This is a genomic window from Devosia sp. RR2S18 (assembly GCF_030177755.1).
In the GTDB taxonomy this organism is placed as follows: Bacteria; Pseudomonadota; Alphaproteobacteria; order Rhizobiales; family Devosiaceae; genus Devosia; species Devosia rhizosphaerae.
This window is the reverse complement of the sequence record NZ_CP126539.1, coordinates 2745794-2766924: the sequence shown is the minus strand read 5'-3', so window position 1 is coordinate 2766924 and position 21131 is coordinate 2745794. Positions and strand designations below refer to the sequence as shown.

Annotated in this window: 20 protein-coding genes and 2 pseudogenes; 13 read left to right on the top strand and 9 right to left on the bottom strand. The window is 57.7% G+C overall.

All coding sequences use genetic code 11. The features are described from left to right. Window positions 1–7 precede the first annotated feature (7 nt). The 6 genes from QOV41_RS13555 to QOV41_RS13530 all read right to left on the bottom strand — a co-directional run bounded on the left by QOV41_RS13555 (window position 8) and on the right by QOV41_RS13530 (window position 6938). Window positions 8–1738, bottom strand: a complete 1731-nt coding sequence (locus QOV41_RS13555; protein WP_284577263.1) for a type I secretion system permease/ATPase — start codon at window positions 1736–1738, stop codon at window positions 8–10. 157 nt (window positions 1739–1895) lie between these two features. Then, complete coding sequence (locus QOV41_RS13550) at window positions 1896–2300, bottom strand: GtrA family protein (protein ID WP_284577262.1); 405 nt, start codon at window positions 2298–2300, stop codon at window positions 1896–1898. Next, a complete protein-coding gene (locus QOV41_RS13545; RefSeq protein WP_284577261.1) occupies window positions 2297–3241 on the bottom strand; it encodes a glycosyltransferase family 2 protein in 945 nt (314 codons plus the stop codon). Before QOV41_RS13545 ends, QOV41_RS13550 begins: the two co-directional genes overlap by 4 nt. After that, window positions 3238–4860: a DUF6311 domain-containing protein gene (locus QOV41_RS13540; RefSeq protein WP_284577260.1), complete on the bottom strand. Its 1623-nt coding sequence runs from the start codon at window positions 4858–4860 to the stop codon at window positions 3238–3240. Before QOV41_RS13540 ends, QOV41_RS13545 begins: the two co-directional genes overlap by 4 nt. Window positions 4861–4934: 74 nt before the next feature. Continuing rightward, window positions 4935–6614 (bottom strand): hypothetical protein, encoded by a 1680-nt coding sequence (locus tag QOV41_RS13535; protein ID WP_284577259.1) that lies wholly within the window; start codon window positions 6612–6614, stop codon window positions 4935–4937. A gap of 9 nt (window positions 6615–6623) precedes the next feature. Further along, complete coding sequence (locus QOV41_RS13530; protein ID WP_284577258.1) at window positions 6624–6938, bottom strand: helix-turn-helix domain-containing protein; 315 nt, start codon at window positions 6936–6938, stop codon at window positions 6624–6626. Between the two features lie 424 nt (window positions 6939–7362). Here QOV41_RS13530 and QOV41_RS13525 point away from each other — a divergent pair, with 424 nt between their 5' ends. The 4 genes from QOV41_RS13525 (at window position 7363) to QOV41_RS13510 (ending at window position 11579) form a co-directional block, all read left to right on the top strand. Next, complete coding sequence (locus QOV41_RS13525) at window positions 7363–9591, top strand: DUF4214 domain-containing protein (RefSeq protein WP_284577256.1); 2229 nt, start codon at window positions 7363–7365, stop codon at window positions 9589–9591. A gap of 347 nt (window positions 9592–9938) precedes the next feature. Then, window positions 9939–10745 (top strand): SapC family protein, encoded by an 807-nt coding sequence (locus tag QOV41_RS13520; protein ID WP_284577254.1) that lies wholly within the window; start codon window positions 9939–9941, stop codon window positions 10743–10745. Window positions 10746–10798: 53 nt separating this feature from the next. Beyond that, window positions 10799–11344: a hypothetical protein gene (locus tag QOV41_RS13515; protein ID WP_284577253.1), complete on the top strand. Its 546-nt coding sequence runs from the start codon at window positions 10799–10801 to the stop codon at window positions 11342–11344. Window positions 11345–11360: 16 nt separating this feature from the next. Continuing rightward, entirely contained in the window at window positions 11361–11579 is a 219-nt protein-coding gene (locus QOV41_RS13510) for a DUF6447 family protein (RefSeq protein WP_284577252.1), read from the top strand. 228 nt (window positions 11580–11807) lie between these two features. Here the strand turns inward: QOV41_RS13510 and QOV41_RS19790 are convergent, their stop codons facing one another. Continuing rightward, entirely contained in the window at window positions 11808–12086 is a 279-nt protein-coding gene (locus QOV41_RS19790; protein ID WP_350149865.1) for a helix-turn-helix domain-containing protein, read from the bottom strand. Between the two features lie 92 nt (window positions 12087–12178). On the opposite strand from QOV41_RS19790, the gene QOV41_RS13505 reads away from it, so the two are divergent. The 8 genes and pseudogenes from QOV41_RS13505 to QOV41_RS13470 all read left to right on the top strand — a co-directional run bounded on the left by QOV41_RS13505 (window position 12179) and on the right by QOV41_RS13470 (window position 20186). Further along, the gene (locus QOV41_RS13505; protein ID WP_284577250.1) at window positions 12179–12457 is read left to right on the top strand and encodes an Arm DNA-binding domain-containing protein; all 279 of its coding nucleotides are present in this window, start codon (window positions 12179–12181) and stop codon (window positions 12455–12457) included. 185 nt (window positions 12458–12642) lie between these two features. Beyond that, entirely contained in the window at window positions 12643–13062 is a 420-nt protein-coding gene (locus tag QOV41_RS13500; RefSeq protein WP_284577249.1) for a tyrosine-type recombinase/integrase, read from the top strand. Window positions 13063–13187: 125 nt separating this feature from the next. Then, window positions 13188–14392: pseudogene (locus QOV41_RS13495) on the top strand (IS256 family transposase). Window positions 14393–14412: 20 nt separating this feature from the next. After that, complete coding sequence (locus QOV41_RS13490) at window positions 14413–14808, top strand: tyrosine-type recombinase/integrase (RefSeq protein ID WP_284577247.1); 396 nt, start codon at window positions 14413–14415, stop codon at window positions 14806–14808. 1147 nt (window positions 14809–15955) lie between these two features. Continuing rightward, on the top strand, window positions 15956–16354 hold the full coding sequence (locus QOV41_RS13485) for a hypothetical protein (protein ID WP_284577246.1): 399 nt from the start codon (window positions 15956–15958) through the stop codon (window positions 16352–16354). Window positions 16355–16431: 77 nt separating this feature from the next. After that, on the top strand, window positions 16432–18738 hold the full coding sequence (locus tag QOV41_RS13480; RefSeq protein WP_284577244.1) for a glycosyltransferase: 2307 nt from the start codon (window positions 16432–16434) through the stop codon (window positions 18736–18738). A gap of 1 nt (window position 18739) precedes the next feature. Then, the gene (locus QOV41_RS13475) at window positions 18740–19384 is read left to right on the top strand and encodes a hypothetical protein (RefSeq protein WP_284577243.1); all 645 of its coding nucleotides are present in this window, start codon (window positions 18740–18742) and stop codon (window positions 19382–19384) included. 40 nt (window positions 19385–19424) lie between these two features. Then, window positions 19425–20186: a class I SAM-dependent methyltransferase gene (locus tag QOV41_RS13470; protein ID WP_284577242.1), complete on the top strand. Its 762-nt coding sequence runs from the start codon at window positions 19425–19427 to the stop codon at window positions 20184–20186. A 184-nt stretch (window positions 20187–20370) separates the two neighbouring features. On the opposite strand, the pseudogene QOV41_RS13465 reads toward QOV41_RS13470, so the two are convergent. Together QOV41_RS13465 and QOV41_RS13460 are read right to left on the bottom strand one after the other, a co-directional pair. Then, window positions 20371–20517: pseudogene (locus QOV41_RS13465) on the bottom strand (transposase); the annotation flags it as partial. A 52-nt stretch (window positions 20518–20569) separates the two neighbouring features. Continuing rightward, window positions 20570–20869 carry a hypothetical protein gene (locus QOV41_RS13460; protein WP_284577240.1) on the bottom strand — a complete coding sequence of 100 codons (300 nt, stop codon included), beginning with the start codon at window positions 20867–20869 and terminating at the stop codon, window positions 20570–20572. Window positions 20870–20889: 20 nt separating this feature from the next. Here QOV41_RS13460 and QOV41_RS13455 point away from each other — a divergent pair, with 20 nt between their 5' ends. Next, a complete protein-coding gene (locus QOV41_RS13455; RefSeq protein ID WP_284577239.1) occupies window positions 20890–21123 on the top strand; it encodes a hypothetical protein in 234 nt (77 codons plus the stop codon). The last annotated feature ends 8 nt before the right edge of the window (window positions 21124–21131 follow it).

The following is a 21131-nucleotide window of genomic DNA, read 5'->3' as shown; positions in this document are numbered from 1 at the left end:
TATGTCCTTAGGCGATGCTGCGGGTCTGCGGGACGGCTGCCGGCACCGCAGGAGCTTGTACCGCCTTTGGCGCAGGTTTGATCTTCAACAATTCCTGAGTGGGTCCGAAGGAGCGCATGCGCCCGTCTGCCAAGATCAGGGATTTCTCGGCCAGGCTGACCAGGCTCATCTTGTGGCTGACAAAAAGGATCGTCTTGCCGCGCGCCTTGAGCTCCTGAATGATCTGGAACAGCGCCTCCTCGCCCTCGCTGTCGAGATTGGCATTGGGCTCATCCAGTATGATCAGAGCCGGATCACCATAGAGCGCCCGGGCAAGGCCAACGCGCTGCCTCTGCCCACCAGACAAGGACCGTCCACCGACGCCGATCTGAGTGTTGTATCCGTCAGGCAGGTTCTGGATCATCTGGTGTACGCGCGCCTGCTGTGCCGCGACCAGCACATCCTGGTCCCGAGCACCTTCCTGAAAGCGCGAAATGTTCTCAGCGACGGTCCCATTGAACAGTTCCACTGATTGCGGCAGGTAGCCGAGATGCTTGCCAAGCATGTCTGGCTCCCAGTGCTGCAGCTCAGCGCCGTCCAATCGAATGCTTCCTGCCGCAGCCGGCCAGATGCCGACCAGGGCCCGCATCAAACTGGATTTGCCGGCACCACTGGGGCCCACCAACGCAACGGCCTCGCCGGGAATTGCCTCAAAACTCACGCCCTGCAGCAATGGCGTGCGCGAGCCGGGTGGCACCACCGCCAGGTTTGCAATGGAGATGCGGCCGCTCGGATTGGGTAGTTGGGTCTTTTCCTCTTCGCCGGGCACTTGGGTGAAGAGTTGGGAAAGACGCCCATAGGCCTGGCGGGCGCCCACCACCTGCTTCCATTGCCCCACCACCTGGTCAACCGGCTGCAAGGCGCGTCCCATGAGAATGGAACAGGCGATCATCGAACCGGGCGAAATCTCTCCCTGGAGCACCAGATAGGCGCCCACACCCAGAATGAGCACCTGCAAACCCATGCGGATGAACTTGGAGAAGGACTGAATGGCCCCAGCATGGTCGCTAGCGACGGCCTGCTTTTCCAGCATACCGCGGTGCATATCGTGCCATCGGCTGCGGAGGCTATTTTCCATACCGAGTGCGCGAATGGCCTCGATGTTCTGCAGGGTCGTGGTAGCGAAGTGTTGGGCTGACTGTCCTAGACCCGAAGCCTCATTCAGCGTCTTCTTGGTCATAATCTCGTTAAGCAGCGCCAGGGCGAAGACAATGATTGCACCGGCAAGCGCCACATACCCCACCATGGGGTGGAACAGGAAGCAGAAGAGAATGAATACCGGCACCCAAGGCACATCGCAGATGGCGATCAGGCCTGAGCCGGTCAGGAATTCACGCAGCCGGTCAACGTCGCCGAGCACGAACTCGGACTTCCCACCAGGCTGCCGGATCGTTGAGGTCACCACCCGGTTGAACAGGCCTTTTGCGATCATCTCGTCGAAACGCAAGCCAGCCCGGACGAGCACGCGCGACCGAACCCACTCCAGCATCGCGTACACCGCCAGCATAGCGAGCGCGATGAAGGTGATCATAACCAGAGTGGTCTCGCTGCGGCTCTGCAGCACACGATCATAGACCTGCAGCATGTAGAGCGGGGAGACAAACATCAGCATGTTGATAGCCACACTGAACGTGATGGTTGCCACGAGGATGGTTCGGTAGCTCTTAAGGGCCGCTTTGAATGGATTAAGTGTTGTCATAATTCGCTTTCACCCGGCCTTTTATAAGGTGTGCCGTCCAGCCCCAGATAATTGTTCGCGCGCCAACGGTGATCAGCAGCACCTTCGGCTTCATATACCAGTGATGCAGGATTCTAGCACCACAATCCACTGTTCGCGCTGCCCCAAGGCACTCCCGTCACGCCCGCTTGCCGAATGCAAAGTGCCTTACCAGCAAATAGCTCGAAAGAGGCGAGACGATCATCAGGCACGCAGTGGCCACCAAATAGTGCACGCCAGCCAACTCACCAGCCGCTGCGATGCTCACCGTCGCTGCCAGCACGAACAAAGACGAGCTTAGGAAACGCAAGTACCCGCGGGCTGACAGCGCAGTCTTGAACGTGAGCCGTGCGTTGCAAATGTAAGAGAAGACATTGGCCGCAAAAAACGCAGCGGTATTGGCAATGGTTGACCTAAAGCCTGCCACTTCCACAAGTCCAATCACGATGGAAGCATGGATGATGGTGTTGGCAACACCGACGCAGCAGAACAGCACGAACTCTGTTCGCAACAGGCTTTGTAGCTTTGCAGCGATGTTCCTCATTGCCCCTTTTTCTCATAGCAATCGCGTACAATGTAAATCGGACGCATTTTGACCTCACGGTAGACACGTCCGATGTACTCACCCAATACACCGATGCCGATGAGCTGAACTCCGCCTATAAAAGCAACCAGCGTGGCTAGAGATGGATAGCCTGGCACTGCATTGCCGAACAATAGTGCCGAAATTGCGATGGCGGCACCATATATCAATGAGAATGCAGATATGGCGGAGCCGATATAGAACCACAAGCGTAGCGGCACGGTGGTGAAGCTGGTTATGCCGTCGACCGCGAAGTTAAGAAGCTTCCACAGATTGAAGCTGGATGTTCCATGCTCGCGTACACCCACCTCGAATTCGACAACAACGGTCTTGAAGCCGACCCAGGCGAATAGACCCTTCATGAAGCGTTGATTCTCGCGCATATTCCCCACTGCGGTCACCACCTTGCGGTCCATGAGCCGGAAGTCGCCGACGTCCTTGGGGATAGGCACCTCAAAAATACGAGTGGCAATACTGTAGAACCGATTGCTAAACCAAGTTCTAAGTTTCGAGTCCGCGGAACGGTCCTTGCGCTTACCTAACACAACCTCCGAACCCGATCGCCACAGCGACACCATGAGCTTGATGGTCTCTGGCGGATGCTGCAAGTCGGCATCGATGACGACGCAGGCCTCGCCCACAGCGTGATCGAGGCCCGCTGTTATAGCTGCTTCCTTGCCGAAATTCCGGCTGAAGTCGATGATCTTGATGTTCTGATGGACGCTCCGGAGCGCAAGGAGGCGGTCTAAGGTCGCGTCGCGGCTGCCGTCATTGACGAAAACGGCCTCCCATGGTGCCCCCAGGTCGCCCATCACGGATACAAGCCGATCCCAGAACGCAGAGATGCCGTCGGCTTCATTGTAGCAGGGTACCACCACCGAGAACGTCACGGGATTGGTCACGGCTGGATGCGGCAAACCGTCCAGATCTCCAGTCTTTGACATTGAGCTTCCGGGGTCAGAAAGGATTGGATTTGATCGTCTGTATAGTGCGTGTGTGCGAACACGTAGGCGGCGATGAGGGGATCGGAGGCGGCAATTTCCTCCGCTACAGCATCACAGTCCGCTCCATACCTGGAAATGAACCCGGTGGTAAGATTGTAACCGCCCTCGGCCGCGACCATCTGCAGCGGCAGGACTTCTCGCGCATAGCCGCCCGGGCATTTGAATTTCGGAAAGGCGTGGATTGTTTCGACTCCATCGAGAGCAAGTTTCCATGCCGGAATATCGGCGAGGATATTCGGTTCTCGATCTAGGCTGTCTTTGATGTCCACATATATGGGCACTAGGTCCGCCAACTGGATGACCAGTACTCCGAAAACAATCAGCCCCCGCGACAACCCCGACATGTGCTTGAGGCCGAACAAGGCGAAGACCACCAGCGCGTAGGAAACGACCCAGAAGAACCGACCCGAGGAGCGGAAGGCTTCGAACAACGATACCAGTGATCCAGGCACTTGCCAGTGCAACAGGTGGACATTGCTCAGGTACACTTCGTTCGACAGCGCGTAAACGACGCACAGAATCAAAATGGCGACAAGGAAAGGCCCGAAGCGGTGGAATTCACCAGCGACCTTGGTCCTTGCCTGAACAAGGGCGAACACAGTCAGTATGATCAGGCCTAACCCCAGGTAGTTGTAGCCCTCGTACTGTCCCGCTGTCCCAGGTTCGTAGAACGGCATTGCCAGCAGGTGACCCTCGGCTACCGGTGCGAGGAGGTTCATGGAATAGAAGCCAAAGCCCGTATCAGGTACGGCTGAGCCGAAGGCGGTTCCTAAGGTAAGTGGGACCGTGATCACGACCGCAAGGAGCGGAATGGCACAAAAGCTCATGTCAACGAGGCGTCGCGTGCGCAGCGTCCTGTCTGCTGCACTTGCGAGCATCAGGGCGGTTGTCATCGCGGTGAGATAAAAATTGGTGTAAAAGGCGAACACCAGCAACAGCGTCCAGAGCACAGTCTGCCGTCGTTCCAGACGTTGACCACGGAAGTATAGCCCAAGAGCGATCAGCAGGATGAAATGCGCCTGAAGGCTCAGATGACCCATCCGGGCACTTAGGGACGGCATCATGATACACAGCGCGACGCCCAGCGCCGCGAGTAGATAATTGCGCCCGACCACTTGCCGCGAGAGGAACCAGGCCGACCCGCCTTGCAGCGCGAAACAGAACAGCACCCACACCCCGTATGGATTATGCGGGATCGGTAGCAGGGGATCGACGAGCTTTATGGCAAAGGCAAAAACTGGGATGGCGTCCACAAAGGTCACTGTCGTGCCATGCGGCCAGTTGAGCGAGGGGATCCGGAGCAGTGGCAGCGACCATGGCGCTGCCATGTAGGCGCGGTAGCCCGAGATATACTGCGCGATGTCCTCGAGTTGGGTGTCCCAATAACTCGACACGCCCAGGATGAATCCAGGTGGGGTGATCAACCATAGGAAGATGCCACCCACCACGCAGGAGGCAATAAAGCCTATAATGTCCACCTTGTGCTCAGACAACGTGGCGAGGACGCGGTGCGGCATTGCGATCCGGCTGAACGGGAAGGGGAGTGGGAGCTCTCTACTGGCGAGAGCGGCCCTGATCAAGTCTGCGCCGGTTAGGCGAACAACAGTCCGCTCTCAAGGAAGTCGTTATAGTGGCCGACCGCGGTGATCACCATATTATCGTCGGTAACCCAGCTCCTCGATGTATAGCGGTCGAACCGATCGTCCATGGCCGTCATGTCCACCAGGATCAGCGCATGGTCAACCTTGATCATCTCTATGCTATCGGACCTGCTCATAAAGTCCTGGAGAAAGGCGCGTGCAAAAGCGTCGTAATTGCCCAACCCCATGCCAACGCCGCCTGCTGCCGGTACTTCGTGGTCTGAAGAGGGAGTGCCAAAATCATCTTCGCTGCCCTCGGCGGTGGGCGTCAGCACCAAATCGAATTCACCCAAGAGCAGCGGCCGCACGCCCGGGATCCATCCGCCCGCGTCTGCGATCACCAGGTCACCGCCCTCTGGTAGCGGCATGGCGCTGCCTTGGAAGTTAAAGGCGGTCAGGTCGAACGACGCTGAGATCGTCTTGCCGTCCAGCGTATAGGTGGTGAGCTTGCCCAATTGCTTTTCGGCCATGGCGACCAGCGACATGGCCTCCGATACCGGCTTGCTTCCCGCAGGCGCCGGAATGGTGGGCGCGGCGGGTGGGGTCACCGCGGCCGCCTGCCACTGCGTTTCAGGCGCTGCGTGCGTCCGTGCTCCGGCGGAAAGCATGGGCTCGCTCCCCAGCTCGGCTGCAGGCAGGGGCTGGTCGGCCGCGGTTTCAGCCGCTGCGAGCTTGCCCAAAACCGTGGCCAGTCCATCGGCGACCATCTGTGTCAGGTCGATCAGCGCCAATCCGTCCAAGACGATGGGGCCGGGGTCCTGCGCCAGCACCAGTGGCGTGGCGCCGTCAAAGGCGGCGGCATCGGCGACCACGAGGTCCAGCGCATCGGCTGGGAGCAGGGCAGTGCCACCGCTCGCGCCCGCACCGGCCTTATGCGCCAGGTCCAGTTCGATCTGCCGCTGTTCGATCAGCCCATAGGTCACGGCGATGGCCGTCAGCGTTGCCGCCAGACCCGCTGATGCCGCGCCACCAGTCCAGCCGCGACCCTCGGCACTGCGCGGCCCCTCGGCCGGCGGCGCACCGGCATTATCATTACCGGCCAGCTGCGCATCAAGCTCGGCGACCAGCCCATCGGCGTCGGCGCCCGGCTCGAGCCCCAGCAGCCCACCCAGGTCGGCCGCCTCCAGGTCGAGTTCGGCCGCGTGTGCGGCTTCCATCAGATGGTCGCTGGCGAGATAAAGCGACCAGATCAGCGCCGCCATCATGATGCCTGGATGCAGCCGAACCACGCTGTCATGCCGCGCCTTGCGGAACTGCACCACATTGCCCGTGGCCGCCCGCGCCGCCGCGCTGCGCACGAACTGGTCGATCAACCCCGCGAAATCGGTGCCCCGCAGCGGCGCATCGAGACCGGGGCTATCGAGCAGATATTCCCCGTCAATGCGGCAAAGGTGGACAAACACCTCGCCATCGGGCCGGCAGAACACAAACCACGGCTCGCCTTCGTCGGTGGTGCCGCGCTCGGTCTCCACCCCCATATTGGCCTGCACCAGCAGCGCCTCGACCCGATAGAGATCGGCCAGCTCCTGCTGTCCCCAGTCGCTCGCCTGGCGGGGCCGAGGTGCGGGCGCCGCAACGGCGGCAGCCGCCCGGGGCTTGCCAAACGGGGAGGGGAAGGAAAGTAGCGTCATCGGGTCCCTTTAAACAGCCGCGTCGGTCACGGTGTCGGAGAACAGAATCTCGTAGGTCACCGGATCATAATACATCAGCAGCCGCTTGGCGAAGCTCTTCTCGTCGATCTGCAGCGCCGCGGCCCAGTCGCGATAACGGTTGGGCGGAATACGGCCCCGGCCGTTTTCCAGCTGCGAGATAAACGTATAATAGTCGAGATGGAGAGTTTTGGCGAGTTCGCGCTGGGAGATCCCCGCCGCCTCGCGACATTCCTTGAGCCAGAGACCGGCGGCTTGCCGCAGTTCGGTCGTCTCGCTCCCCTGTGCTTGTGTTTTGGCCAACATGACGCTCGATACCCCTGAGTGTGGTCTGGCAGCAACACCCGCCCCGGTTTGTTATAGGTCTTAAGCCCCCGAGGTCAGCTGGCCGAAGCCCGCTGCCAGCGCTCTATCTAGAGAACTTGGGCCATTCTATCGCAGAGCCGCCTTTGGGGGTCAACAAACATTGGTATGAAATTTACTCTACACCCTATTGCTGACGCATCGGAGTTTCGCTACACCAATGCCGGGCTTGATGAGTAATTGCGGCGAATCGCGAAACTCCTCGGCGCCGTTTTGGAGGATGCGGGGGGAACCCCAATTTCCAAAATAGACTTCGCAGCTGTCGGCGGCAAAGCGCTCCTCGGGGTTCTTCTGCAGCGGCTCGAGGGAACCTGTGTGCCAGAGGTCTGGCATACGTACGATTGTCATTGGAAGAGGATATCCACCAATGGAATATACCACCGCACAGCTGATTACTCAGCTCTACATCGGCTACTATGACCGTGCTCCAGATCCAGAAGGTCTGTCCTACTGGATCGGCCGTGTGAACGCTGGCGTGTCGCTGAAGGACATCGCTGACTCGTTCGCTGCCTCGCCCGAAGCGATCTCCACCTATCCCTTCCTGGCCTTCCCGCAGCTGGCTTCGTCGGAAAACTTCATCCGTTCGATCTACCAGAACATGTTCAACCGCGACGTTGATGCGGATGGCCTTGCTTACTACATGGCGGAGATCTCCTCGGGTCGTAAGACTCCGGGCGAAGTGATCACCCAGATCCAGCAGAACGCGATCACCAGCGAAACCGCCCAGGGCGTTGCTGACCGTGCTGTTCTCGACAACAAGACCGAAGTTGGTCTCTATTGGACGCAGAACGCTGCTTCGACTCCTGGCTTTGAATACGACGCTGAGGCTGCTGTGCAGGCCGATGCCGTTGTGGATGGTGTGGACGAGACGCAGGCTTCGGTTGATGCTGCCAAGGCTGATGCAGATGCATACTTCGCAGGTGCTGCCAATCCTGGTAGCACTTTCACGCTCACTACTGGTATTGACGCTCTTGTCGGTACTGCCGGTAATGACACGTTCATTGGCAACAATGCGACGCTTGATGCTGCTGACAGCATCAACGGCGGTACAGGTGTTGATACTCTCTCCCTGACACTGAACGCGGACGTAACCGCAGCTCCTGCACTCACCAACGTTGAGCGCCTGCAGGTTCGCGATGTTGCCGGCGTGACTGTTAATCTCGCTGGCGTTTCCGGGCTTACATCTGTCGCTCAGGTAAACTCCGGTTCGAACTCTACGACATTTGACAACGTTGGGTCGAACGTAGCTATCAACGCGAGCAACGGCACTGGCGGCGTAGTCGTTGATTACGATGAAGGTGTATTCGGCGCCGACGGTTCCGTTCAGATCAACTTGAACAGCTTCGGAACCGCTGCAGCTCGCGCTTACGTCGAAGTCATTTCTAATGGTGCTGACGAGGTCCGTACAATCAATATCGACGTTGCGGGTAACAGCTTCGTCGAATATGAAGACAACGACAATGCTACTTCGCTGGTGATCACTGGTGCAGGCAGGCTTGACCTCTCTGCGGATGCTGAGCTTACTGATCTGACGAGCGTTGACGCTTCGGGTAACACCGGTGGTCTTGTCATTGATCTCAGCGGCAATACTGCTGATCTGACCCTCAAAGGCAGCGCTGGAGCCGACGTCGTGGGTCTCTCCCTCGGCAATCTCACTTCCGCAGATAGCATCAATCTCGGTGCGGGCCGTGACACGGTTGTACTCTCGACCGGTGCAACTACTCTGACCAATGCAAACTATGCTCGTATCAATGCGCTTGCTGGCGTTGAGCAGATTGCTTTCGCAGATGCGCTTGGTTCCGACATCGATGCTAATCGTGTCAACATCGACACTCTGATCTCGTTGAATAACAACTCGTTCGTCAACCTTCAGGACAGCGACACGGTTGGCTTCGACGCTGATGGCGGCACAGTCAACCTTACAATCGAGCACGCCGCTGACGCCTTTGGTCAATTCACCGGCAGCGGTGTTGTTAATCTGGAGGCTTTCAATCTCGACGGCGACAGCAATGGTGCTGGCGAGGTTGTTCTGGATAACACCAGCGCTTATGCTCAGTTGGTTGCTTCGGGAGCAGGCGCAGTTACTGTAAACGGTGCGGCTGTTTGGACCGATCTGGATGGCAATGATCAGGGTGTCACCATTGATGCCTCTGGTTTGACTGGTGTCCTGACGATCTCCGCCGGCACGGCTGAAGCTGATGTATTCATCGGCGGCTCGCGTGCCGATATCATCACGCTGGGCGCGGCGGATACGGCTACTGGTAACGGTGGTGCAGACGTGTTCGTGATTGAGGACGCTGCTCAGGGCTTCTCGGTGACCATCACCGACTTTGTCGCTGGCACTGACAAGCTTGACCTGTCTGGTCTCACGCTTCCGGCCGGTACTACGCTCCGCTATGTTGGCGAGGCAAACGGCTTTGGTGCTGCTCAGGGCTCCACGGTGGCTGCTGATACCTTCGTTGACGTTGTTCTCGATACCAGCAGCAACATGCTCTGGATCGACATCAACAACGATGGCACGCTGAATAACAACGACTACCAGATCTCGCTGACCGGTGTGACTGACCTGTCTACAAGCGACTTCGTGTTCGTCTAATAGCGTCTGCTTAATCATAGAGGCGGCGGTGAGAAATCATCGCCGCTTTGTCTTTTGAGGAAGCGACGAGTGACGACCAAGTGAAGATACAAGCTCAGCATGTTACGAGGTTCCGAGTGGTTCAGCAGGAGGGCCGTCGGGAGGTGCTTCTTAAACTCGTTACAGCAGAGCGGGACCACTACTTTGTGTTCGCGGCGTCCGGTCTCAAGCAGCTGGCTGCTGCTATTACCGAGCGTTTCCCGGATAACACCTAAAATGCGGGAGGGGCTCTGCGCGGGCTGCACTTAAAGCGCTCTATAGCGCGCGCTGCTGGAGTGAAGCATTGAGCACCAGAATGGGAGGGTCGAATGACGAACATAACGCCTGTTACGCGTGAGCGCCACGCTCGAAAGACTTGGAAGCGTAATCAAAACTACTTGTTCGCAGAACGTGCGCACGTGGTGCTTCTAGCGGCAAACGAGCTTGGCCACGCAGCCGGTGCCTTACCGATCGCGTTCACAGCTGCGAACGGTGACATAGCTCCGGTGGCAGTTTTAGCCTTCAAGCCTGAGCAAAACCTCTTCGTTGCTCCGCAGGGGCAGTGGGTGGGCAGCTACGTGCCTGCCGCTTTACGCAGCCAGCCATTCCTCTTGGGCGCTGCATCGGAAGATCGGTTGACCCTGTGCCTGGATGAGGACAGCGCCTTGGTAAGTGATGACGGTGAAGGCGAGCCGTTTTTTAACGAGGATGGTCAACCCTCCGAGGCGACGAAAGAGATGCTGAACTTCCTAGTTGCCAGCCGCAACGGTCAGCAAGCAGCCAAGCAGATGGCGGGGTTGCTGCACGAGCATGGCGTGTTGGAGGACTGGCCGATCAAGCTTCAAGAAGGCGGAGCGCAGCGTGACGTGACGGGTCTGCTCCGCGTCAGCGAGACTAGTTTAAACAAGCTGAGCGATGAGAGTTTTCTGGTGCTGCGCCGAGGTGGCGCTTTGGCGTTAGCGTACGCGCAGCTCCTGTCGATGCAAAACATGTCTATGCTGACTAGATTGGCGCAGGCTCATAAAAACCATCGGCAACAGAACAAAAAGCGGCAACAGGATCAAGCATCCTTCTTTAAGCCTCAAGATGATGATCTTGAGGAGAAGATCGACTGGGATGCGATCCTCAAGGATTGAGGTGAGCTTAGCGACTGCTGAGTAATGCTGCCAGCTGCAGGACAAAACCTACCATGCCTCAATCCTCAAGTGCCTTCACCGCAACCCAACTAAAAATCCTCTTTCACGAGCCGGAAGATCGGCTCATTGTGCTAGCGTTAGATGCTGGAGGAGGGCAGCAGGCCCTGCTTCTTACCCGCCGACTTACAGCTCGGTTGATCAACGGGATCGCGAGCATCATTGAGCGCTCCAACACTGCCGCCAGCAAAGCGCCCGACGCAATGCGCAGCGACATTGTCCTAATGGAGCACCAAGGTGCTATTGCTGGGGTGGGGCAGGGGAACACAGGCGTCTCCAAGCCCGAAACTGACGCGTCCGCAGGTGAAACGATCCAAGTAACGCCCCGTCTCGTCACCACTGTGAACATCAAGGTGACTCCGAAGGACTTCCACATGGTCGTGCAAGGTGGAGGAGGGGCCCCCGTCGCAGTGGTCCTGAACCGCCTCGACCTGCACCGGCTTGTTGAACTGCTGAAGCGGCAGGCAGAGGCGGCGGGCTGGAATCTGCAGATCGAAGCTGACTGGCTCGGGGATGACCACGGCCAACTCACCCTGAACTAGAAGAAAAGGAAACCTTATGTCCGATGCAACTGGTGGAAACATCACCATTGACGGTAAGCAGTACAATCTGAGCAGCCTGTCTGAAGAGGCGCGGAGCCAGATCACCAATCTGCAGGTGGTGGATCAGAAGATCGCCGAAGCGCAGCAGACCCTTGCCATTCTCCAGACTGCCCGGGCTGCTTATGCGCGGGCTTTGCAGGCGGCTCTGCCCGGTGATGAAGGTGTGCAGCAATAGGGCAAGCATAGTTTGACCTGACGCTATGTGGCCGATTTCCCCCTAATCTTGTCGGCATGCCGTGGGCGGCTTTCAGCTGCCATAGAGCGGCGTAGAACATTCATTTTAAACGGGAATACAGGAGTGGCGAGGAAAGGCTTAGTTGCGCTTTCCGTGTCCGCCCTGTCGGCATGCTGTCGGCAGCACCCTTTTTAGCCTTAGCTTGACCGTCGTCCTCAGTGGTTCATCTTACGGAGCCTTCGGCAGAAACAATGAGGATGGGGCGGTGAGCTTGAAGCCGCCTTCACCTAGGTCCTCGAAAATAATCCCTGCATCTCGGAACGCTTGATCAATAGCGGAGACTGTTGAGCTACGAGCATCTACAGCTCCTTGTTCAATGCGATTAACCGATCGTTGGGTGCTTCCTATGCGCTGAGCAAGGTCGGCCTGGCTCCAGCCCAGAACGCCACGAGCTGCCCGAATACGTGCCCCCAGTGACGCCTTGTGAGAGTTGATGCTCGCGCTCACGGCGAAGCTGCCCACGTATCAATACGCGCTTGAACATTCATAATCAGGATGTATACGTCCTAAAAGACGATCTTAACGAAGCGCTCTCACCTATGCCAAAGGTCAATCTCACTGCCACCCTCGTTCGCTCCGCAAGGTGTCCCGAGGGGCGCACCAAGGCTGAGTATTTTGATACCTGCCTGACCGGGCTTGTCTTGGAGGTGCGAAACACCGGTCGCAAGACCTTTTTCCAGCGTTACACCGATGCACGCGGTTCACAGCGCCAGTACAAGATCGGCACGGCAGACGCCGTCACACTTGAACAAGCCCGCCGGAAGGGGCGCGCCGTCAAAGCCGAAGCCTTTCTTGGTCCTGACCCCCAGGTCCAATGACAGGAACTGCGGGCAAGCCTGACGTTAGCTGAGTTGGTTCAATCCCGCTACCTCCCCTTCGTCAAGGAATACAAGCGAAGCTGGAAAACTGATGAGACCATTCTTCGCATCCACATCCTGCCCGCCCTCGGACGGCTCTACCTTGATGAGGTTCCGCTGAGCAAGTTGGTGACCTGGTGCGCACCATGCGGGTCAAAGGCTATGCTGCCGGCACGACCAACCGTATTGTTATCCTGCTTCGCTACATCTTCAACCTGGCGAGAAAATGGAAAATTACCGGCGTTGCCGTGGACAATCCTACAGCGCCCCTGCAGCTTGCCCCTGACATTCACCGTGAGCGTTTCCTGTCGGCAGAGGAGACGAGGCGAGTGCTGCTGTCCGTGGCCGAGGATGAGAACAGGGTTGCAGCAGATGCGGTCCTACTGTTGCTCCTGACCGGCGCAAGGCGGAATGAGATCACTCACGCTGAGTGGAAGCAGATTGACTGGCGCAAGAGGACACTGCTGGTCCCTCGCTCGAAGTCCGGCAAGCCTCGGAAGATTACGTTAAGCGGGCAGGCGATTACGCTGTTGAAGGGGTCGTGTCCCGGGACGTGGTGTAACTGAGCTGGTCAAGCCGCTCGCGAGCGCGCCATTACGAGCGCCGTAGCGAGCGAGCGGCTGGGTGGTCATCGACGGATTTCCGGTAAGGTCTGGTTGCTTACCCCAACCCTGCACCTGAAGGACCACCGATGACCGACTCGATGATGAACCTGCGCACGCTGGTAGAGAAGACCCCCGACGCCGATATTCTGCGCGAGATGATTGGCTTTGCTGCTGAACGGTTGATGGAGCTGGAGGTTAGCGCTGCCACCGGCGCCGCTTATGGCGAGAAGAGCACTGAGCGGCGGGTCCAGCGCAATGGCTACCGCGAACGGGACTGGGAGACACGAGCCGGCACAGTCGAGCTGCGCATCCCCAAGCTGCGCAAGGGCAGCTACTTCCCTGGCTTTCTTGAGCCGCGCCGGATGGCGGAGAAGGCGCTGACGGCAGTGATCCAAGAAGCCTACATCCAAGGCATTTCCACCCGCTCGGTAGATGACCTGGTCAAGGCCATGGGCATGAGCGGCATCTCCAAAAGCCAGGTGAGCCGGCTATGCGAGGAGATCGACGGTAAGGTTAAAGCGTTCCTGGACCGACCGATCGAGGGCGATTGGCCCTATCTGTGGATCGACGCCACCTACCTCAAGGTGCGCCGGGGTGGCCGCATTGTCTCGGTGGCTGCCATCATGGCTATCGGCGTCAACGCCGATGGTAGACGCGAGGTGCTGGGCATGGAGATCGGCACCTCGGAAGCCGAGGCGATCTGGACCGAGTTCCTGCGCAAGCTGACCCGCCGCGGCCTACGAGGCGTGAAGCTGGTCATCTCCGATGCTCATGATAAGGCATCAAGGCGGCTGTCACCAAGGTCCTTTGTGCAACCTGGCAACGCTGCCGGGTTCACTTCATGCGCAACGTCCTTGCTCATGCTGGCAAGAGCGGTCGCCGGGTGGCCAGCGCCTTTATCGCTACAGCCTTCGCCCAGGAGACCCCTGAGGCCGCAAGTATCCAATGGCGCGCCGTTGCCGACCAGATCCGCACTCGCGTGCCCAAGCTCGCCACCATCATGGATGAGGCCGAGCACGACGTCCTCGCCTATATGAGCTTCCCCAAGGAGCATCGGGCCAAGCTTCACTCGAACAACCCGATAAAACGGGTCAATGGCGAGGTGAAGCGCCGGACCGAGGTGGTGGGCATCTTCCCCAACGAGGATGCCATCGTCCGGCTCGTGGGCGCCATCCTGCTCGAGCAAAACGATGAGTGGGCTGTGCAGCGCGCCAGATACATGTCGCTGGAATCCGTTGCCCATTTGAGCGATGATCCCCTCGTCAGCCTGCCGGCAGTCCCCGCACGCTGACCAACCCGGCCAAGCCGGATATGCGTGGAGGCCCTGCCTCAGTTACACCACGCCGAAGGACACGATCGTTGAAGGCAATCAAGCGCACCAAAGGCAATCCCTACATCTTCCCATCGCCCGAGACCGGACGTCCCCCATCATCGCTGTATGGACCGTGGCACCGCATCAGAAAACGAGCAGGGCTTCCCGATGTCCGACTGCATGATCTGCGGCACTCGTTTGCAAGCTTCCTGGTGAACACCGGCGTGTCCATCTATGTAGTGCAAGATCTCTTGGGGCATACCCAACTCCGAACCACCCAACGCTATGCACATCTAAGTGACGGTACTCGGAGAGATGCTGCAGAAAAAGCCGCAGCCGTCGTTGAGCGAGCGTACTTGAGTGTTGCAGAGGACGTCTGCCTTCCGACTAGCTGATTCTTCCGACGTCTTTGAGATCCACTGTCCTGCTGCAGGGCGGGGTCCACTCCTGTCTAGGATGAGCAGAGAAGCTCACTGACAACCGTTTAGCCCCCCAGGCGAGGACCGCCCCACCTACCCGGATATCGTGTACGGGCTCGACCTATTTTGAGGGGAAATCAGTGTCAACTTAGTCGGGCTATACCCCGCCAACACCGAAATTAGCTGACTTTACAGATGCTCATTCAGGCGGGGGCAGCACCGATATGCAGGAATAATAAACGTTCTGGTAATGCATAAAGGTATGGATAGAGAGAATGTGGGTGTGTGTGGTTTTCTTTAGAGAGATAGAAAGAACACTCCCCCTGTTGGAGGCCAATCACTTCTAAGGAAACGACCCTTCTATGGACTTGAGGTCCTCTTCCCCTTCGACAGAAAGCTCGTGGGATCAAATCCATCTACCGCTCTGAGAGAGGCCCCTGGAACTGCATGATGGACGTAGTGTTTCTTTCACCCCCGAGTTCGACCTAGTAGCAGCATCACCTCGCTACTCGTCAGCAAAAAGTGGGCGGGTACGGAGCTCCGCCGGGCGATCGTCATCGCTTTGTAGTTGCTTGCTAGTCCGCTGCCAGGCTTCTGAGTTCGCACCACCGCAATATCCGATCAAGTGGATTCGCATCGCCGGTAACGTTAATCATCGGTAAACATGGTAATTCACTCGGCAGACAACATTATTGGTCCTTCAGTCGTGGAGGACATCAGTGCCGAATTTCCACTCTCTTGCAATTGCAGCGTGTCTGCTTGCTGCACCGCTTACGACGGAGGCAGCGGAGTGGCGCTATGTCGAGGTTGATGGCTGGAAATTCAGTGTGCCTAACTCGCTGAGGTGCCTCGCAGAACCTACGCAGAACTATACGGTCGAGCGGGTTGCCTCGTTCGAGACGAACTTCTGGTGCGGAGGTAGGAAGGCGTGCACGCTAGAAGGCAGAGTGATCCTCTTAGAAGAAAGAATGAGTCCCCGGATGTCTGAACTCGTCCTGGCCCACGAGAAGGCCCACTTGAATGGCTGTCAGCACAACTAATGGACAGGAGCAAAACGTCCATAGGACGTTAATCGTACCGAAACGGATCCGCTCCATATTGCCGTATAAATACGGAGTTTGAGATGCGTAAATTCGACTTGAAGAAGCTCACCGCCGCCCTAGCAGCTACAGCTATTGTAGCAACTTCGGTGACACCTACCCTGAGCTATGATGTTGACCCATCCATGTTCCTGAACATGGTTCAACAACAGGCAGCGCAGGGAGACGTATCCAATGCGCAAGTTCTGGTTAAACGTCTTCAAGACATGGGTGTACGCTTCATTGTAGTTGGAAATAACCGCCTATCTCTGGAGCAGCTCAACGCAATGCTTTTAGATACGACTGGTGGATCAACTATAGTATTGCGTGATTTGGCTATTGCAGCGCGCAGCGGCGATGTCGGTTTCGGCGTTGGCAATAGAATAATTACAGCAATTGGTTCGGAGACGCTGGACAATTTCCCGACTAGCTCCGCGGGCTGATTAACGTACGAGTAACCATACCGTCGCTAAGCTTCGGGAGTTGGGTAGCGATCAACCCAACTTCTGAGGAATCAACTGTGCTCACGCTTGTCTTGCCTGTCCGGAATTGGCCCAGTGAACGTGTCGATGCTTGTATCCAAAGCTTTGCGGCGCTGGGTTCACCCTACCTCAACGAAATAATTGTGGTCGATTTCGGCTCCGCTGAGCCAATTGTTCTTAGCGAACACGTGCCCTCCATCGCGACAGTTGTACGCCTCGAAGCGGAAATATGGAGCTGCGGTGAAGCCATAAATGCCGGGGTGCTGCTTGCGTCCAATGACGTGATCGCCAAAGCCGACGCTGACATGTTGATTTCCAACTGCAGCAGAGGCGAACTGGAACGCATGGTTGCCGATGCAGCCGCCGGTCGTCTGGGTATCGGCATTGCTCAGGCCACAGACCTGCACGAGGAACTTTCCGTGCAGGACGCCTTGAAGGTGGTGCTGAATGGCGGAAAGCCAAAAGGTCGGCTCCGCGCCAAGTGGGGTCAGGGTGGACTTGTAATCTTCTCGCGCAAGACCTGGGAAGCCGTGGGCGGCGTGGATTCACGCTTTACCGGATGGGGCAATGAGGACGGAGATTTCGCTGAGCGTGTTCGCCGTTCGGGTCGCACTCTTTATTGGGCGGACAATGCTGCCCTCCAGCTCTTCCATGTGTGGCATAAGCCATCGATCTCCATGAACGGCATTCTGAAGCTTCGTCAGCAGAACCAAAAGATTGCTCATACGGACAAGAGCGTGCTGCGCTCCATGTCTTTCCTGTATTCGAATTTCGCTGAAATCGCATCTCCCCAGATCCAGAAGCGAATTGCACCGCTGGTTACGCTCGGGATCGCAACGACGGAGCGCCCAAATCATCTCCGCATGGTGCGTGAAGCGATCGACAGCTTTCGCGGGCAGATCGACCATGACTTCGAGATCATGGTGGTGGACAATGGCTCCAGCGAGCAAGCTGTCGAAAACTTGCGCGCTTCGCTCAACAAAATACAATGGGCTAAGGGGCTAATCCGACTTGAAAGCACAAGCCGGGCCTCCATTCCGGGCGCTCGCAACCTGGTTACGGAAAACGCTCGCGGCAAATATATCTGCGTCGTGGATGATGACGACACGGCTTTGCCCAACCGTCTTGCCGACCATCTACGCGCCTTCCAGAAGGATGGTCAGATCCACGGTTCGCATGGAGGCTGGATCGACTGGGACGAAACCACTGGCGTGATCGAGCGCAACAGCGGCAAGCAGCGTACCGCAGCCACCTTGCTGCGCGGCACCGGCAAGATAACAGCTCATCCCGCCTGTTTCTACCGCAAGGACGTTATGCAAACGGTTCCCTATGACGAGGCGTTTGCGCTCGGTTCGGATCTCGACCTTGCCTTGCGAATGGCTCTCATGGGCTTCAGGATCGAGCACACCGGCAGCTACGTGACGCTACGACGCTATCACTCGAGCAACGTGACCATCACGGGCACGGCTAACCAAGCGTCAAACGGGCAGACGGCCCGAACCCGCGCCCTCAACACCTACTGTTGGAATAAGGATGCCGGTCTGCGCGAGCGGGCCAAGGAAATCGACAAGGAGGTCTACTGCCGCAACCAGATGTCTTTCGATACGATAGTCTCCAAGCTTCCGGACTATGCCGGCGTTTGGCAGATCTACATCCCGATCACCGCCTTCAAAGCGCAGCAGGTTGCCGAGCCAATCCAGGTGGCTCCGGCGGAAGCCTCGGAAGAATTCACTGAGCATCTGCAGCAGAACTTGCTTGATGCTCACGAGCCGACCGAGGAGCCGTTAACACAAGCAGATCCGTCCAGCACCATCATCAAAATGAACGCTGGTATGCTCGAAGCAGTGTTCGGAGTCACTCCCGGTGACTTCTGCACCCGCAACGCTGGCCTTAATCAGCCGATCTACTTCCGCTCGGCGGCGATCAAGAGCTTAAAAAAAGCACGCAAGATCAAGAAGGAAATCGAAGCCCTGCTCGGGATACCCGTCCAGATGAGCTCCGTGCAGCAAAGTAAGATCGACCGCGAAGTTCCATTCAACTGGAAAGATCTCAACCTGCAGTCGGGTGAGCGCGCTCTCAGGTCCGAGACATTCGACGATCTCTCATCACTCATGGCCCGCCTGAATCGGGTGAATGCACAGTCCCTGATGGGGCATGCCCTTAAGATCGTCGCCGACTTCAATGAAGACGGTCAGGTCTACAGCCTCGTGTCTCCGTCTATCCGTGGCCACGAGGCCATTCAGCAATCACAGTTCAGCCTGGAACTGCAGACGGGGATGACCTTCCATCAGATCGCGGCGAACGGTGAAGCTTGCGAGCTCACGCTCAATTCCAGGGTTCACTAAGATGCGCTACACTGCAACCTACGACGCCGCGCTCGGCGAAACCTGCGTTGAACTCACCAGCAACTGCTACACCGACGCCCTTCCCCTCTTGTCTACGATCATCTTCCGCAAGCAGGAAGTGGATCTTAAATCGCAAAGCCTTGCTCTGGCCTGTGCGATCCTGACTGCCCGATATTGCGGCGAGGTTTTTGAGTTCGATGGCATAAAGATAGGCGGAGATTATGCCGAAGCCATCCGCATGGTGCTGCGCCCGGGCGTCAACATCAACGGCGTTGATGGTCACTTCCGGACGATTTCGACCGGTGACGTCGACATCGTCTGCGAGAAGGCTCGTGCCGATGGCCATGCCCCGATTGCCAACCGGCTGCGGGATACCGTGCCGCTTACGCGTGTTGACTGGTCCGGTGACTTCGTTGCCCGCTCCACGCGCAGCTCGACCAACCACGCCTTCGGTCAGATGCACACCAATGCCGAGTTCTTTGCCGATCAGGCGACGGTCTCGACTGCCCTCGCCCTGCTGCATGGACGTGATCGCGTCCGCAACATATACGTTGAATGTCCATCGAACGACGCTACGGATTTAAAGCCGATCGCTTCTTCGTTGAGCACAGTGGCGATTGGGTTGGAGCTGCTTCGGGGGGCGTGATCTGGCCCCACTACTGGCTTGGTATAACTGTGCTGCTTTTATGGAAGTCTGGGTTTCTAATCTGGGCCCCGACTTATGCATAAGCTCCGCGACTGCGTTACCATCGCACTATGCTCATCTGCGGGGAAATCCGGCGATGCTAGAGAAGATCGGGACGGCGCACTACCAAGGCATTTCCGCCCCTTCCGCGGATGCTCTCCTGGTGCTTGATAATGTTCTTGGCTCCGGATGCCTTGCTCCCGTTGTTGCGGAGATTGGCGTAGGGGTTGGCGCTACCACTTTTGCAATTGCCAAGCGGCTCAATGGCCGCGGCAAGCTGCTGCTGTTCGATTTCGAGGTGTCCGTCGACGAGCTCGCGCGTGATCTACTGAACGAGGGCTTCAGCAACATTGAAGCCTATGGTAATTCGCGAAAAACCTATGACAGTTACAGCTGGAACCTGGCACAGATCGCCCTCAAAAAGCGCAGGGAAGGGTCTGGACCGATGCTCGACTTCGCTTATCTCGACGGCGCGCACAGCTTTGTGCACGATGCACCTGCCGCCATACTGCTTAAGGAGCTCGTCAAGCCGGGCGGTTTCATCCTGTTTGATGACCTCCATTGGACCTTTGATCGGTCGCCCACAATGAACCCCGCAAGCAATGCCGCTGTTCGAGACTGGTATCCGGCCGCGCAAACGGCAATTCCCCATGTCCAGATGATCTGCGAGTTGTTTTTCGATAACGATCAAGCTTTTCAGCGGGAGACCCTGGACAACGGGATCAGCGGTGGCCGGGCCTTGTATCGGAAGGTGTTGGGCTAACGGTCACTGTGACCATGCCGTGGATCAAACCGGACGGTCGTTGATAAAAAACTTCGGCCTGGGATGCATTGCCGAAGCTCCCCTTGAGTCCGGCTGAACAAATCTACATTGATCGGGACACCCGGTTCAAGCGCTCTAGGCGGGATCAATCCTCCCGACTTAGCGCAACTTGGGATGAAAGAATATCCGATGCATATTTCTTGCGCCACTCGTAGAGCGAATGGGCACTCACGCCCAGACGCTGCGACACCTCCGAAACGGGATACCCCCGCTCGGTGATCTGACGCACCGCGTCCCGTTTGAACTCGTCGCTAAAATTGCCTCTGCCCATGTAGGCCTCCTTGCCTCAAAATTAGGGAAGAAGGCGTCTACAAATCTAGGGGCTATTCACAACAGGCGCAACCATCACCATCGACGGCAAGCAATTCGATCTCGCTGCCTTGTCCGAAGAGGCACGGAGCCAGATCACCAATCTGCAGGTGGTCGATTAAAAGATCGCCGAAGCCCAGCAGACCCTTGCCATTCTCCAGACTGCTCGCGCGGCCTATGCGAGAGCCTTGCAGGCGGCTATGCCGGCCCAGGAGCAATAGGGCGCAAGCTTGCTGCCCACCAGCTGCCAAGCCGATCCCGGTGGCCTGGGAAGGGGTCACGAGATTGCCGCATCGCCATGCTTTGCGTGCCATCCCACAAGGAGCTATCCGCCATGCTGATCCCCCTTATTGTCCTCACCCTTGCCGTGCCCGGTGTGTCCGCAGCCCCCTGCACCTATCCCGAGCAGGGCGGCGAGCGCGGCTATCGTTTGGAGGGTTCGACGCTCCACTTGCCCCGCGGGGGAAGTCACTCGCTGCCCGAGCTCTCCGCTGCCGAAGCCGAAACGGTGCTTCGGGAGAATTATGGACTGGTCGGCGAACGCGATTGCCTGGTCCGCACCAAGTAGCCACGCGC